Source organism: Pseudoalteromonas piscicida (assembly GCF_002208135.1).
In the GTDB taxonomy this organism is placed as follows: domain Bacteria; phylum Pseudomonadota; class Gammaproteobacteria; order Enterobacterales; family Alteromonadaceae; genus Pseudoalteromonas; species Pseudoalteromonas piscicida_A.
The window spans coordinates 1,131,450-1,146,729 of the sequence record NZ_CP021647.1; the positions used below are offsets into that span (position 1 = coordinate 1,131,450).

The 15,280-nt window shown below is 41.6% G+C and carries 11 protein-coding genes and 2 pseudogenes; 8 read left to right on the forward strand and 5 right to left on the reverse strand.

Annotation, left to right across the window (positions count from 1 at the left end; all coding sequences use genetic code 11):
• The first annotated feature begins 9 nt into the window (after positions 1 to 9).
• On the forward strand, positions 10 to 948 hold the full coding sequence (locus B1L02_RS23410) for a CPBP family intramembrane glutamic endopeptidase (protein WP_088533095.1): 939 nt from the start codon (positions 10 to 12) through the stop codon (positions 946 to 948).
• Between the two features lie 136 nt (positions 949 to 1,084).
• On the opposite strand, the gene B1L02_RS23415 is transcribed toward B1L02_RS23410, so the two are convergent.
• Positions 1,085 to 1,285 carry an MbtH family protein gene (locus B1L02_RS23415; protein WP_088533096.1) on the reverse strand — a complete coding sequence of 67 codons (201 nt, stop codon included), beginning with the start codon at positions 1,283 to 1,285 and terminating at the stop codon, positions 1,085 to 1,087.
• Positions 1,286 to 1,308: 23 nt separating this feature from the next.
• Positions 1,309 to 1,683 (reverse strand): winged helix-turn-helix domain-containing protein, encoded by a 375-nt coding sequence (locus B1L02_RS23420; RefSeq protein WP_088533097.1) that lies wholly within the window; start codon positions 1,681 to 1,683, stop codon positions 1,309 to 1,311.
• Positions 1,684 to 2,430: 747 nt separating this feature from the next.
• Here B1L02_RS23420 and B1L02_RS23425 point away from each other — a divergent pair.
• Positions 2,431 to 3,517: pseudogene (locus B1L02_RS23425) on the forward strand (ISAs1 family transposase).
• A gap of 132 nt (positions 3,518 to 3,649) precedes the next feature.
• Positions 3,650 to 4,111, forward strand: coding sequence for a hypothetical protein (locus B1L02_RS23430; RefSeq protein ID WP_088533098.1), 462 nt, complete (start codon positions 3,650 to 3,652; stop codon positions 4,109 to 4,111).
• A 123-nt stretch (positions 4,112 to 4,234) separates the two neighbouring features.
• On the opposite strand, the gene B1L02_RS23435 is transcribed toward B1L02_RS23430, so the two are convergent.
• A complete protein-coding gene (locus B1L02_RS23435) occupies positions 4,235 to 4,684 on the reverse strand; it encodes a DM13 domain-containing protein (protein WP_232003207.1) in 450 nt (149 codons plus the stop codon).
• A gap of 679 nt (positions 4,685 to 5,363) precedes the next feature.
• Here B1L02_RS23435 and B1L02_RS23440 point away from each other — a divergent pair.
• From B1L02_RS23440 to B1L02_RS23450, 3 genes are all read left to right on the forward strand, one after another.
• Complete coding sequence (locus tag B1L02_RS23440; protein WP_088533099.1) at positions 5,364 to 6,938, forward strand: lytic polysaccharide monooxygenase; 1,575 nt, start codon at positions 5,364 to 5,366, stop codon at positions 6,936 to 6,938.
• A gap of 21 nt (positions 6,939 to 6,959) precedes the next feature.
• Positions 6,960 to 9,602 carry a glycosyl hydrolase family 18 protein gene (locus tag B1L02_RS23445; protein ID WP_088533100.1) on the forward strand — a complete coding sequence of 881 codons (2,643 nt, stop codon included), beginning with the start codon at positions 6,960 to 6,962 and terminating at the stop codon, positions 9,600 to 9,602.
• A 136-nt stretch (positions 9,603 to 9,738) separates the two neighbouring features.
• Entirely contained in the window at positions 9,739 to 12,216 is a 2,478-nt protein-coding gene (locus B1L02_RS23450) for a M4 family metallopeptidase (protein ID WP_088533101.1), read from the forward strand.
• A 130-nt stretch (positions 12,217 to 12,346) separates the two neighbouring features.
• Here B1L02_RS23450 and B1L02_RS25155 read toward each other — a convergent pair.
• A pseudogene (locus tag B1L02_RS25155) lies at positions 12,347 to 12,570 on the reverse strand (YaeQ family protein); the annotation flags it as partial.
• A gap of 225 nt (positions 12,571 to 12,795) precedes the next feature.
• On the opposite strand from B1L02_RS25155, the gene B1L02_RS24890 reads away from it, so the two are divergent.
• Both B1L02_RS24890 and B1L02_RS23465 read left to right on the forward strand, forming a co-directional pair.
• Complete coding sequence (locus B1L02_RS24890) at positions 12,796 to 13,065, forward strand: hypothetical protein (RefSeq protein WP_232003208.1); 270 nt, start codon at positions 12,796 to 12,798, stop codon at positions 13,063 to 13,065.
• Between the two features lie 236 nt (positions 13,066 to 13,301).
• Positions 13,302 to 14,594, forward strand: a complete 1,293-nt coding sequence (locus tag B1L02_RS23465; RefSeq protein ID WP_088533102.1) for a hypothetical protein — start codon at positions 13,302 to 13,304, stop codon at positions 14,592 to 14,594.
• Between the two features lie 56 nt (positions 14,595 to 14,650).
• Here B1L02_RS23465 and B1L02_RS23470 read toward each other — a convergent pair whose 3' ends face one another.
• Positions 14,651 to 15,187 (reverse strand): YaeQ family protein, encoded by a 537-nt coding sequence (locus B1L02_RS23470; protein ID WP_088533103.1) that lies wholly within the window; start codon positions 15,185 to 15,187, stop codon positions 14,651 to 14,653.
• Positions 15,188 to 15,280: the final 93 nt, after the last annotated feature.

The window sequence follows — 15,280 nt, forward strand, 5'->3', positions numbered from 1 at the left end:
AGTAAGAGCATGAAGTTTTCAACCATTGGTGGGGTCATTGCGTTATGGCTATTTTCTTATACAGCAAATGCAGAAGTCACTGACGACAACCCTTATGATTTTGATTTTAAGCCGAGCATATTAAGTGATAGCCCTAACTTAGGGGCGCTATCAGGATTTGTGCTTCCGGGAGTGATCCAAGGTTTGGATGGGCAGTACGAAAAGGCGGCATGGTATGCCACATCAACGTTGGTCGGGTTTGCGGGGTATGGTCATTACTCTGATCAAGATGACTATATTGACGATGATGCAAGAGATAACGATGTATTAGAAATTGAGTATCTAAATGCCACCACGCTAAAAGCCGATTTTGCCGCAAATGTAGCATTAAATAGCATGTTTATGTCATCTTATGATGCATATCAAAGTAGAGCCAAATACCGTCAATTTGACAATGGGGTCACTGTGTCACAGACGCCGGTATCACAGTTATGGAAAGCTCCATTTAAGTGGGAAAATTTATCAAAACCAAGTACCTATATTCCACTGTTATTGGTTGCGGCTTATGTTTCTTCACGCGATAACGTCTATGCCATAGAAAGAGACGATAGCGTTAGCTTGTTTGAAGCACACAGTGCAAACCTGGCTGGGAATATGTTTACCGCGGTGGGCGAAGAAGCCTTTTTCCGTGGTTATCTCAACACCGAATTGAACCACCAGCTAGGGCAGCGATCTGGCCTCGTTGTGTCATCCCTTTTGTTTGGCGCTTTGCATAGTGGCAGTGGTAATCAAGCAAGTTTTGGGGCTGCGACGGCGATCGGTGGTTATTTGGGGTGGCTACATCAACGTAATAACTATGACCTTGAACAATCCGTTGCCGTTCATTATTGGATAAACGTTATTGCTGGGATAGCAGAGCTGGAACATGGTGGTAGTGTGCCGTTGTTACAAGTAAATATGCAATTCTAGGAGCGAAATTAAAAAAAGCAAAAAGCAAAATGATGATATTCTGCTTTTTGCTTTTGTAGTTAACCTGCCAAAATGAGGTTGTATAGTTAAGTTAGTTATTGTCGATAGTAACTTATTTTTCTTGAGTTATTTGCTATTAACTATTTGCCATTGCCTGTCTTAGGCTCTCTGGACGCATATCTTTCCAATGCTCGTTAATATATGCATTACACTCTTCTAAGCTGCCTTGAATATCAATTTGGCTCCACCCCTGAGGTATCGCTTTAGCTGCGGACCAAACTGAATATTGCTTTTCAGCATTAATGAGTACCGTATACGTTTCAACTGTGTTTAGCATAGTGCCTCCTTATCTATTGCTCGTTAATGGGCGGTTAGTTCTAAATAATGATTTTTTATCATGCAGTGCCCTACAAATTTATATCCACGTTTTGGGATTGTTTTTATAAATTTTGGATTACGCATGTCATCAGCTAACGCTTTTCGTGCTAAACACACACAGCGGTTTACGACTTTCATCGATTTAAATTTACTTCCCCAAACTTTGACCAACAACTCTTCGACTGATACTGCGCGCTCTGAATGCTCTATTAGATAAAGCAAAGCTTTGGATGCTAAAGGTTCAAGTTTAACTACTTCTTGGTTTTCAGAGAGAATATAATCCTCACCATGATAAAAAATGAATCCTTTATTTAACTCCATCGCGTTGTCAGACGAATTTGCGGCTACCGTATTCATCTGTTAACTCCTTCTTTGAAAACGACTTCCAGCATCTACTTTATTGATGGAAACATATCTAGGATCATACCTTTTTATAGTTTGTATCGCTTTATTATGTAAACAAATTGTATTGCTTATTCTATCTGATAAGTGAGCTAACAATGGTCGATCAAGAACACGAACCGCTCGATAAAGTAGATTGTCATAATACTGTTGTATTAAAATTAATACAACATATATGCGATGAAATGAAATAATACATCAATCTTATTTTTACATTTTTGGGTGTAAGTTAATTTTTTTAATATAGTGATTTCAAATGTACAGGTAATGTAATGCTTGCGATATGGATAGTTATGCGTGAATCTTATCTAGTTCCTCTTAAAAGCAACTTAATTTATTGAATTACTTGAAGATCTAAACGATCTTACTCCCCTTTAATTGCAGCTTTTTTGAATAATACAACCAAAACTAACCACGTAACACCACAAAAGCACCTGTTTCAAATCGAGCTTATTGATATCGTTTCACCGCGTCATGATCTCGCGGATCTAGAATATCTTAAACAAATCCGCAAACTGTCTAACGAAAACACAGTGGCCATAAGGTGCGAAAGCCCATATTGGTAGTACTTTTGTGGCATGCAATTTTTCACCCACGAACTGCCTTGCTGTCACGGTGGGATCGCACTTTGTAAAAAGGCTTTAACACCCAGCTCTTTTCTGATCTAATAACGCTCACATTATCACTGTCTTATTGCTGATTATGTCGTTATGTAGCCACCTTGAACTTGTTGAGATAAGCGTTCTTCCATCAACCAACATCATGATCTTACTGATGTTTTGTTTCTTATTATTTCGGCGGTTTTATCCGGTTTTATCCGGTTGTGAAGGCTGGAAAGATATCGAAGTGTTTGGGCACAGCAAGCTGTCTTGGCTCCGACAGTTCAGAGCATTTAAGCACGGTATTCCAACGCGACATAGCATTGCACGTATTCTTAAAACGGTAGAAACTGACTCTTTGGTTTTGACCTTGTTTAGTTGGGTTAACGAGCAACGAACTCAATCTGACAAGCCGATTATTGCATTTGATGGCAAAACTCTGTGCGGTCCCAGTAAAAACTTACACTTGGTGTCCGCTTTTGATTGTGAGTCTGGCTTAACTTTGTTTCAGCGTACCGTAGAAAGTAAATCCAACGAGATCCCAGCAGTTAGGGCCTTATTAGATGTGCTCGATGCTTCAGATGCAATCGTCACTCTGGACGCGCTACATTGTCAGAAAGCGACATTATCAACACTTATTTCAAGAGGGGCAGACTATCAGGTTCAGGTCAAAGAAAATCAGAAAAACTTTATAAAACAGTTACTTCATGTTTTGAAACAGCCTTTGAAGAAGGGAATAACTTGCCTGAAAATTTACAAGTCAGCGGTGGTCATGGACGTCAGGAAACATGCATCACTTACGCTCTAAACGCAGACAAGCTACCTGAAGAGATAAAAGGAAAATGGCCTGGGCTTACTTCGCTGGTCGCAGTCGAAAGGCACAGTAAGTCCGGCTCAATAACAAAAATAGACAAGCATTTTTATGGTACTTCTGTCGAGCCAGATGCACAGATTTTGCAAAAAGCCTTTCGCCATCATTGGCACATAGAAAACCATCTGCATTGGGTGTCGTGTTTAAGGAAGACGCTTGCTAGATCAGCGAGCAGATTTCAACGGAGAATAGGGCGCTATTCAGACGGGTTGTTCGCAATTTGGTAAAACAGCACACAGGCCGTAACGATTCGATATGTGGCAAATGTGTTCGGACCAGCTTTGACGATGAATTCAGGGCAGAGCTTATTTTTGATTAATGGTAGTTAACAAAGTATGCTCTCACCCTAGTCTACAGGCTAGCTAAAGCTGCTGATTAATTTTACATTAGTGTTCACAGCCTCGATTTTTTTTGAGGTTGTGGACCATTTTTATGTGGTTAATTAAATTTTATGAAGATGTTATTTAAATGTGATTGTTATGATTATATCTTGGAAAATTATTGGTTTGGTAGTACTTCATTTGTTTTATTTTGTAATGGAGATGAAATCTATCGTGTAAGAAATGAACAGGATGCTTTAGGGGAGAGTAATGAATTCAATATTACAACACCTAGTGGGAGGTTAAAAATACTATTTTATCCTAATGTTTTTTCTGTTGATATCAAGGTGATTGACGAAAATGATAATTTTATACCTTTAAAAAGAGTAAAAACGCCTATAAAAGAAATTTTTTCCCGACTAGACTTTTCCTTTGATCTACCTAGCAAGAGCTGGTGGAGTCGTTCTTTATTTTTAATCGAAGTTATGACGCTTTTATTAGCTGTGTGGCTGATTCTTGAAGAAGACTATATTGAAGGTATGGTGATATTAACACTCACTATTTTCGGTTTGTTTAAAATTAACGTTAAATAATTCAACTTTATTGCTTTATTAGTTCTATTCAGAACTGAAATACAACCTTTGACTTCTATTCCGATAACCTTTCAAGCAAAGCTTTCAAGGCAAGGGCGGTGAATAAATGCTAGATATTAAAATCTACTCACTACCAACGCGTTGTAATGGCGCTGCCGATATAAACTGCTCAAAATGCTCACACCAAATAATAGCGCTCTGAAACTGGGAGAGATCAACTTGGCGATATTTACGCTGCACGAACTGCGAAAATTGGTTAATGTTGGCAATTTCCACCATGGTGTGCTTTTGCGCGTTAAAGTCTGCCTCAGTTTCAATAAAATTCTTGGCGAGGTAAAGCCGATAATCTGGACCTGGTGCTATCTCACCCACAAACGCAATATGCTTGTCTGAGAAATATATTTCACCAGTGGCGTAGTGTAGTGCATCTGAATCTTTAAGCTCCTTCACGAATCGACCTTTATACGTTGCGGCTTTACTGATCACCAGTATTTCTGTGTGGCTAGCCGCCGGAGGTTGCGTCATTATCGGTAAGGTATACACACCGGTAACAAAACCTGTAATAAATATCACAACGAGCAATAATAGTATGAATAGTGTTCGCAAAGTTACCACCAAGCAATGGAAAATCCTAAGTATAGCCAACAAGTATGACTAGGTTGCAAATCAAAAGAAGTTAAAAAGTATTGCTTTTTAAGATTTTGATAAGAACAAAGGGTTTTTATTAAGAGTGTTTCTGTTCCTATTGTAGATAAAACTTTACACAAGCTTTCCACTTCTGATTGTTAATTATTAGAGAATAAAGTATTTTAATTGTTTTGTTTATTGTAATAGTCAAAATAAACAGGCAGTTAGAGCAAATTTCTAGGACAAAGGAAGTTTTAGTATTTAGTCATAAAGTATTGAATGTAATTAATAATCTCAGCTATTGTTATTGATTCCTGCTTGAGTAAAATGCCCCGCCATCAAGCTGAGGTTTACAATTAAACCAACTTGGATACCTTTTTGTTACAAAAATGAAGGCGAGCATGTCATGGACGTGCAAAAGCTTATCTGTTGTTAAGAAATGACAGCGTTGTTTTTTACTGCCGAAGTGCAGTGATGCGGCCAGGCTAAATTATGTTTATCAACGAATAAAACCAGGATGCACAAGACAAGGTTGAGTTTCGTGTCACAAGCAACGATAGACTCTCGCTCATTCTAATCTTAATCGAAGTGGCGGCGGCTACTTCTCCAATACGAGTAGAAGAAAATGAAAAATTCTATTTTAACAGTCAGTATAGCTATGGCATTTGGCATGGCAGCATCGAACGCATTTGCGCATGGCTATATGGATAGTCCAAAGGCAAGACAAGCGATTTGTGAAGAGCAGGGCGGATTTTGGTGGCCAAAAGACGGGAGCAATATCCCAAACGCGGCATGCCGAGCAGCTTACCTAGCGTCTGAGCATGTGCAGTTTATTCAAAAGCATGAGTTTGCAGCGAATGTTCCCGATTATTTTAATCTCCAAGCGGTGCAGGCTGTTATTCCTGACGGGCAACTTTGTGCGGGTGGTGACAGAAACAAAGCGGGTATGAATATCGCATCGAGTGAGTGGCAAAAGACCGCGATTACGCCAGACGCTCAAAATCAAATTAAAGTTAGATTTCGTGCCACCACGCCACATAACCCCAGCTTTTGGCAATTTTATCTCACCAAACCGGAAACGGATATTCAGTCAAAGCCCCTGGCGTGGCAAGATTTAGAGCTGGTGCAAGAGTATGGCAATGTTGATTTCTTCGTCGCACCAGACGGTAAACGCTATTATGAAATGCAGGTGGCGGTACCGAGCAAGTTTAGCGGGGACGCCATTTTATATACGCGTTGGCAGCGCGATGATGTTGTTGGTGAAGGTTTTTACAATTGTAGCGACGTCACCATCTTACGAGATACCACACCGACCGAGCCGGTAAGTTGGACGTCTGCTGGCTTTTTTATCAAGCAGGGTCAACAAGCCAATGTAGGTGATACGGTGTGGTTGCGCGTCTTTGACGGTGATGGCCAAGAGCTAGTACAAGAAAAACTGTCGATAACACCTAGTAATATCACGTATTGGGCGGCGAAATTTGCCAGTACGCTTAACGATAATTATGCGAATACGTTGCAAATAGGTGTACAGCAAAGAGACGGAAATATTGTATTTGATACGGCGCAATTAGCGGCTAACCAGCTATTTGTCAGTAATACAAAGTACACTTTTAATCTTTCAATTTTAGCTAAACCACAAAATCGCGCTCCTGTGGTTCATACCCCAGCTGATATCACGCTAAAGGAGAACTCAAGCACACCAGTTCATGTTCATGCTTTTGATGACGATAAAGATCCGCTCACCTTTACATGGCAGATCCCTTCGCCACTGAGCTATAGCGGCAGCGGTGCAACTATCACTTTGACTGCGCCTGAGGTCGAGAAAAACACCGACTATCAAGGACAAGTAACTATCTCAGATGGCGCGCTTGAAAAAACCGTTAGCTTTACCATCACAGTGACTAACCAAACACCACCATCTAGTAGTGATACGTGGCGTGCTGACAAAGTTTACACCGCTGGCGATATCGCCGTGTATCAAGGCAAAAGCTATCGCGCTAAATGGTGGGTAAAAGGTCAGCAACCAGATCAAAGTGATGCGTGGGCGTTAATAGATAAGTCTGATAGCAGCAATGTATGGAGTGCCAATAAAGCCTATAACGGTGGCGACAAAGTGAGCTATCAAGGCGTTGTGTATCAGGCACGCTGGTGGACCAAAGGTCAGCAACCTGACCTGCATTCAGTGTGGAAAAAATTATAATAAACCGAGGAAGTATCAATAATGTTTAAATTACTCTCATCATCACTTGCGGTCGCGGCCGCAATTGCATCAAGCGCTGCACAAGCTGCGCCATCAACGCCAAGCATTACGTGGAAGCCACAGAGCTATTCATTTGTCGATGTAAATATCTATGGGCGAGGCTCATACAAACAGTTAATTCAAGCTAAAGATGTGGTCGATATCGAGATTGAATGGAACGCTTGGTCTGGCAAGGGCGGCGACCACTATAAGGTGTTTTTTGATGATCAATTGGTGAACGAAGGGGCACTTGCTGCTGGTACTAAATCGGGCGTGATCCGCTTTCCTTACAAGCGTTCTGGTCGCCACCAGTTGACTATCCAACTCTGTGATGCCACAGGATGCGCCACATCAGCGGCAAAGCCGATAGTAATCGCGGATACCGATGGTGGTCATTTAGCGCCACTAGAACTCAACGTAAATCCAAACAACAAACAGTTTAATACCGATCCAAACAAGGTTGTTGGCGCTTACTTTGTAGAGTGGGGCATTTATGGTCGTCAATTCGATGTTACCCAAATCCCTGCAGATAACCTGACGCACTTGTTGTATGGGTTTATTCCAGTTTGCGGACCAAATGAGTCGCTGGGCGAAATTGAAAATGGAAATAGTCTGCGAGCCCTTGAGTTGGCCTGTGGCGGCTCTAAAGATTATGAAGTGGTGATCCACGACCCGTGGGCTGCGGTGCAAAAGGCGCTGCCGGGAGTAGATAGCAAAGATCCTATTCGTGGTACTTATGCTCAATTGATGGCATTAAAACAGCGTAACCCAGATTTGAAAATCTTACCTTCGGTAGGAGGCTGGACGCTGTCTGATCCTTTCTTTGATTTTGATAACAAAGCCAACCGCGACACCTTTGTAAATTCAATGCGTGAATTCCTTACCACTTGGAAGTTCTATGACGGTATTGATATTGACTGGGAGTTCCCCGGTGGAGATGGTGCTAATCCAAACCTTGGCTCAGCCAACGATGGTGAAGTGTATATCACCTTAATGAAAGAACTTCGCGCCATGTTGGATGAGCTTGAAGCGCAAACAGGCCGAGAATATGAACTGACGTCAGCAATAGGTACTGGCTGGGACAAAATCGAAGATGTAGATTACCAGCGAGCTGCCGAGTATATGGACTACATCTTTGCCATGACGTATGACTTCCACGGCGGTTGGAATAATGTCACAGGTCATCAAACCGGTATTTATTGTGGCTCACATTTAAGCAATGAAGCATGTAATGGTAGCGGTGTTGATGAAAAAGGCGAGCCGCGTAGAGGCCCAGCTTACACTATGGATAATGCTATCCAGCTGTTACTGGCTCAAGGTGTTCCCAGTGAAAAGCTGGTTGTTGGCGCGGCCATGTATGGACGTGGCTGGGAGGGCGTTTATCCACAAAATGCATCCATTGCAGGCAACCCGATGACAGCTCCAGCGAATGGCAAGCTGAAAGGCACAACGGCACAGGGCGTATGGGAAGCGGGCGTTATTGATTATAAAGGCTTGAAAAAGTACATGATTGGTGACAACGAGCAAGGCGTGAATGGATTTGAAGTGGGTTATGATGAACAAGCTGAAGCTGCGTATGTTTGGAATAAAGATAAGGGAACACTCGTAACCTACGATAGTCCGCGCTCGGTTCGTGCCAAAGGCCAGTACATTCTTCAGCATAATCTTGGTGGTATCTTTGCGTGGGAAATTGATGCTGATAACGGTGACATACTCAATGCAATGCATGAAGGTTTAACGGGAGATATGCCACCACCCGTTAATAAAGCGCCTGTGGTAACGCTCGCGAGCGAAGTAACCGTAGCGGCCGGGGAGTCAGTTCAAGTGGCTGCAACGGCAACTGATCCTGAAGGTAAAGCGCTTTCCTACACTTGGTCTGGTGACGCTTCATTAACGCTAACAACTGAGCAAAATCACCTAACGATTACCGCGCCTAGCGTTACACAAGACGCCGTGTACACGGTAAGCCTTGCAGTAACTGACGGCAAACACACGGTGAATCGTCAGCTAAAAGTGAATGTAAAAGCGCCTGTCGTCGAGAATAAAGCACCTGTAGTTGCAGATATCACGGATGTGACGCTCGACGAAGGTAAGCAGGTAACACTTAGCGCGATTGCAAGCGATCCTGAAGGGAAACCACTTAGCTATACTTGGCATGTACCTGGTCACACCGTGGTAGGCACAGGCGCGAGCGTTACATTAACCGCATCTCAAGTAGATCAAACCCAGCAAATTATCGGTAAAGTCACAATCAGCGATGGCGTAAATGAAGTTACACGTACGTTTGGCGTTACTGTGAACAACACGACCTCGACCGATCCTGTTGAGCCCCCAACTGAGCCGGGTAAAACCACGTGGGATGCAAATGCAGTTTACGTTGGTGGCAATGTGGTTTGGTATCAAGGTGTGCAATACAAAGCACGTTGGTGGACGCGCGGCGCTGTGCCAAGTAAAGGCGGTGTATGGCAAGAAATCATTCCTGACGACGGTACTATTCGAGCGTGGCGCAGTGACCTAGTATACACAGGTGGTGATAAAGTCATCTTCGCTGGTGAGACTTATCAGGCGCGCTGGTGGACTCGTGGCCAGCAACCTAGCACTAATTCTGTGTGGCGTAAGCTGTAATCCAAAGCTCCTCTAACAAATTACTGGCAGGTATTGCTGCCAGTGATCACATCCTTCGCTTATCGCAGAAAATTAGATATAGCAAAGTGATAAACATTAAAGAAGTAAGAAGTAAGAAGTAAGAAGTAAGCAGTAAATGAAAAGACTAACCCCCATTACCCTTGCTATGGCAGCAAGCTTTACTACGAGCGCGTTTGCTCAACAAAGTGTTTCATTAAATAACAACGAAATGCTATCGACTGCATTGATAGAACAATTAAATAACGACAATAGCTTGTTTAGAACGGCGCAAACAGATACTGGTCTAGCATTTGAAACACATAGCGTTGCTGCCGGTGGTAAACATCAACGTCGCAGCCAATACTACAAAGGTCTTCGAGTATATGGCGGTGAAATAGTTACACATCACGATACCAGTCAAACCACTTTCGGCTGGCTGCAACCTGCGCATAAGATTGTCGATATTTCGGGTCGAGTTATCACTGGCTTAACACTCACAGAAGTTACCCCCTCGCTTGATGAAGCGTCAGCATTGAGCATCGCTAAATCACATACAAGTAAAAGTACCGAGCCTAGGGAGCAGGACATTGAGCTAATTGTGTATCCGCATGGAAGTGCTGTAAAGCTTGCGTATTTGGTTACTTTGCTAATTGAAGATAGACACGGAAGCACTCGTCCAGAGAACATTATTGATGGTCACACTGGGAATATATTGTCACACCACGACACCATTAATCACAGTACTGCGCTGATGACAGGTCCAGGAGGGAATGAAAAGATTGGTAGAGTTGAGTATGGCGTTGACCGCCCTGCAATTAAGGTGGCGGCGCTGGCAAACGGCCAATGTCGGATGGAAGATGACAAAATCAAAGTCATTGATATGCAGCATGGAACGACCAATACCAGTGCTTATGAGTTTCGTTGTGGCGAGAACAATCATAAGTTTATAAATGGGGCTTATGCGCCGCTCAATGATGCTTTATATTTGGGTCGGATGACACAAGAGATGTTCGCAAATTGGTACGGTATTCAAGCGGTTTTACCACATCAATTGGTCATGCGTATTCACTATGGCGAAAACTTTGCAAATGCGACTTGGAATGGTCGAGAAGTCACCTTTGGCGACGGCAACCATGTTGTGCACCCATTGGTTTCTACCAACGTTACTGCACATGAGGTTGCGCATGGGTTCACGTCGTACAATTCAAAGTTGGTCTACCTCAGTCAGTCTGGGGGGGTCAATGAAGCTTTTTCTGATATGGCGGGAGAAGCATTAGAGTGTTATTTAAATCAAAGACCAGATGGGACTTGTACAGTTGACTGGCAATTGGGAAAGGACATTCTTAAAGGTAATCATGGGGCATTTAGATACTTTGACAAGCCTAGTAGAAATGGCCGCTCAATCGATCATGCAGATCAATACAAGCCAGGGTTGGATGTCCACTACAGCTCAGGTGTGTTCAATCGTGCTTTTTACTTATTGTCTAACAGCCCTGGATGGGATGTCCGCAAAGCCTTTGAAGTGATGGTGGAAGCAAACCGTTTTTACTGGGTATACAACGATGACTTTGACGCGCTCGGCTGCGGGGTAACTAAAGCGGCAACATCTCTTGGCTATAATACGCAAGCCATTGGTGAAGCATTTGCACAGGTTGGTGTATATGCTTGTCTTGACAACAAAACGCCAACCATTGAGCTTATGTCTCCTACTGATCAAAGTCAGCATGTACTAGGAAGTGAAATTGTACTGAGTGCAAATGCACAAGACGAATTTGGTGAAGTTGATAGTGTGGCTTTTGAAATTAATGATCAAGTCATTGGCACGGTGACCCAGTCACCATGGCAAGTTACGTGGAATGCAACTCAAGCAGGTAACTATACTTTCACAGCAACGGTGACTGACAATGAGGGCGCAACAGCCAAAACAGCATCTCGCCAATTTAGTGTGGTAAACCCAGCTGATTGTAGAACGCCCGCTTGGCAAGCAAATGACGTTTATGTAAAAGGCGATAAAGTTGCATTTTCGGGATTTGAATATACTGCCCAGTGGTGGAATCGAGGTCAAAATCCCTCTGAGTCTGGCGCTTGGGGAGTTTGGAAAAAAGGCGTTGCATGTGGCGGTACTTTTGACGACAGCAAGAACCGTGGCAATTATTCTCCGACGATTGATTTTATCAAACCGACAGGATCGCTTTCAGTAGAGGTTGGTGAGGCTGTGCCAATACAGCTTGTTGCGGCAGATAAAGATGGTAAGGTCGATAAAGTCGTTGTAAAAGTAAACAACAGGCTATTAACCGAGCTTCACAGTGCCCCGTTTACCTTTAACTACGTACCTAAACTATCCGGCAGCCACGTCATTAGCGCTGTTGCAATTGATGATAAAGGGGCTAAGTCCGAGCGCGTTTCAAAGCATATTCAAGTCACAGATCCTGCAACTGAGCCTAAATCAGGCTGTAAAACTGAGCTCTGGAAAGCATCCAGTGTTTACCAAAAAGGTGAAAGGGTAAGCCATGAAGGTTTTCTATTTGAAGCCAAATGGTGGACACGTAACCAGAATCCAGCTCAGTATTCTTCCCAATGGGCAGTATGGAAAAAGCTGCAAAAGTGTAACTAACTGTCCTAAAAAACAAAAGCCAAATGCCTTATGGCTATTTGGCTTACACAAATGGTCAGTTTAGAAGTAAATCGTTATTCGAATTAATAGACGTTAGTAGTTTAGTTATCTTTACTTTTAGAGGATAAATTCAGGTTTTCATCAACTGTTGTGGTTTGATTGCAATATTAATGCTATCAAAGCTTACCCACACTCGTCATCTTGAATGGTAATAGCGAGCTTGATGCTACGATCCGCTAACTGGGCTAAAGCCTGAGTCGCGTTATAATCCAAACTGAAAACACTTATAATTTTGAAGTAATATAATTTATATTGGTTTTTCTACCAAATAACCTGATGGTTTTCTTCATAAGTATCGGGTTTTTATTTATTTAACGCTTTATTTTGTATTTTAATAAAATTTAAATGATTATCATTGTTTTTTAATAACTGCTTCTCTTTGTTATTGTGATTTTTTCATTTTTACCATTACCTGAACGGTTTCTTTTCTTCTAATACTAAAAATTTATCTTTTCATAGGTATTGAGTTTCTTTTATTTAATGTTATCTTAATGTTGCTTTTTAGTTAAGGTAAATTTCATGAAAGTTATATCTGTAGGTGCATTACTATTAGCTATAAGTAGTACAGCTTTTGCTGGCAATCCAACAAGTGTAGATGATGTTGTTGCTCGAGATCTATCAATTTCAGGTTTAGGCTGGGCTGGACATGTTGGGATATGGGATGGCTCAAAAGTACTTGAAGTGTTGAATGACGGTACTGTCATTCGTAAAAATACACTGAGTAGTTTTAAAAGTGCCTCTTCATATTGGGGGCAAAGTACGGTCGCGGTACTAGACATGGAGAGATAATTGAGGCTGGGTGGGCACAGCGTAGTTTTGATCCTGAATATACAATTACTGCACAATATACAGAAGGGAAGTGGGTATATAAAAATGGCAGCTTTGTTAAAGTCAAAGCGAAGTTTCGTTGTGATACTTTTGTTAATTATTCATATAAAAAGATCACGGGTGAGAATTTAGTAACTATTTTCACACCAAGAAATCTTTACAACAGCTTCCCAAGCGCTAGATAATTTGAGGTGGATATGAAATTAATTGCAAAATATTTAGTATTTTCTCTATTAGTTGTTTTTTTGGTTGTCATTTATTTTGTATCCACAGCAGAAAAGGAAGTTAAAACCTCTACAAATGATAATAAGCCTGTTCCTTTTGTTAGTCAGTCGGAGCTAGTTGATACACTTCCCGATTTTTATCATATGGGTGTTGAATTAACAAAAAAAGAAGAAAGTAAACAAATATCAGAGTTGGCAGATGCACTGACTTTAACATTAAAGAATAGTTTTGGTAAAAAGGCCATGCTTGATTTTGAAGCACAGTTAATAGAACTATTGAAAGATCCAAATATATCAAGGAAAGATAAAATAAGTCTGTTGTGGAATATGGTTCATCAATTAGGCGTGGAGTCTGAGCAAGGTTTGTATGTGCTTGAATATATGAGTGCGTTGGCGCCTATTGAGCTGTCCAATGAGTTAATCTCGCTATTCGAAAGTGCATCAGAACGTGCAAAATTTGGTTTACTAAATGTACTTGAGACTATTTTATTGGTGGATGGAGATGAGGCAAAAGTTTCTGCTACGCGTTTATCCGAAGTAAAACAGCAGTTACTTGATGCAATTAGTGGTCAGCTAGCCAATGTGGAAGATCCTGCATTGGGCTTTTCAATTCTTGAGGCTATTGTTGGTCACCTTCCTTTTGAGAAAGCCAAACTACTGATAGATGACCAGTTTGTGATATCAGAAAATAAATCTAATAACGTATCAAATGATGCTATCAGAGCAACAAAAGCTGGAATTTATAATCGCCTCGCATTAGCTAACCCTCAATCCAGGACTGAATTTCTGCCGCAATATATTCAAACTCTTAATAGTGAGCCTTCACAAACGGTAGAGCGGGAGTCGCTAAGGCAAGATCTCTTTAATATTATTAGAATAGATGAGTTTATGAATGAGGCACCACTTGAGTTTAAACAAACTGTGAATGAGTTTTTAGCACGAGATCTCCCCAATATTGATATCGATAGTGCTGAATTTGATTACGATGCCGTAAAGCTGTATTCAGATTTGTCAATTGCGATGGCAAAATTGAGTGCATCGGCTCAACGCTCTAGTGAGAGCCTATATACACAACAGATTAACGCAGCTAAAAGTCCACTTGAACAGGCGATTTTGATAAGTCGTTCACCATACCAGCTAAATGAATTATTGACTGATGAATTTACCCGCGCAAGAATTAGCAATGACTTGCGAGCTGAAACCAAACGGATAGGTGAAGATTCTGCCTATGCAGATCTGCTAAACGATGCCGCATCGCGGTTATAGGTAAACATGTTGTAGTCACTTTTGGTTGGCTACAACACTCACTACTTAATTAAATATTACATTAACTGTCTTGGTTTGATTTCAATATTAGCGCTATCAGAACTTACCCATACTTCACCATCTTGAATGGTAATAGTGAGCTTGATACTGCGTTCTGCTAACTGAGCTAATGCCTGAGTCGCGCTATAATCCAAACTGAAAATACTTAGATTTTTAAAGTCGTATAATTTAGGCTGGTGTTTTTGCCACCAAATTGCCTGATTATTTTCGCCATAAGTATAGAGGACCACTTGCTTTGATTTATTACACGCTTTTTTAAGGCGCTTTTCATCAGGCAGTCCTAGTTCAACCCAAAGCTCAATCTCTTCGCTGTAATTTTTAACCCATAGTTCAGGTTCATCGTCAGCGCATAAGCCTTTGGTAAACTCCAGTCCTTCACACGCATTTAGTGCATAGGCAAGTAAACGGATCATTAACCGTTGTTCATTCTCTGAGGGGTGCTGGGCCAGCGTTAAATTAAAGTCTTGGTAAACATGTCTGTCCATATCACTGAGTGATAGTTGGGCTTTAATGATGGTGGATTTGAGCGCCATAAATTTGCTTAAAAAATTTTTGCGCTAGTATAGCGGATTTTAAGGCTAGGAATGAGATAAAAATTTACAGAATGCTATTGTAAAAGAAATGTG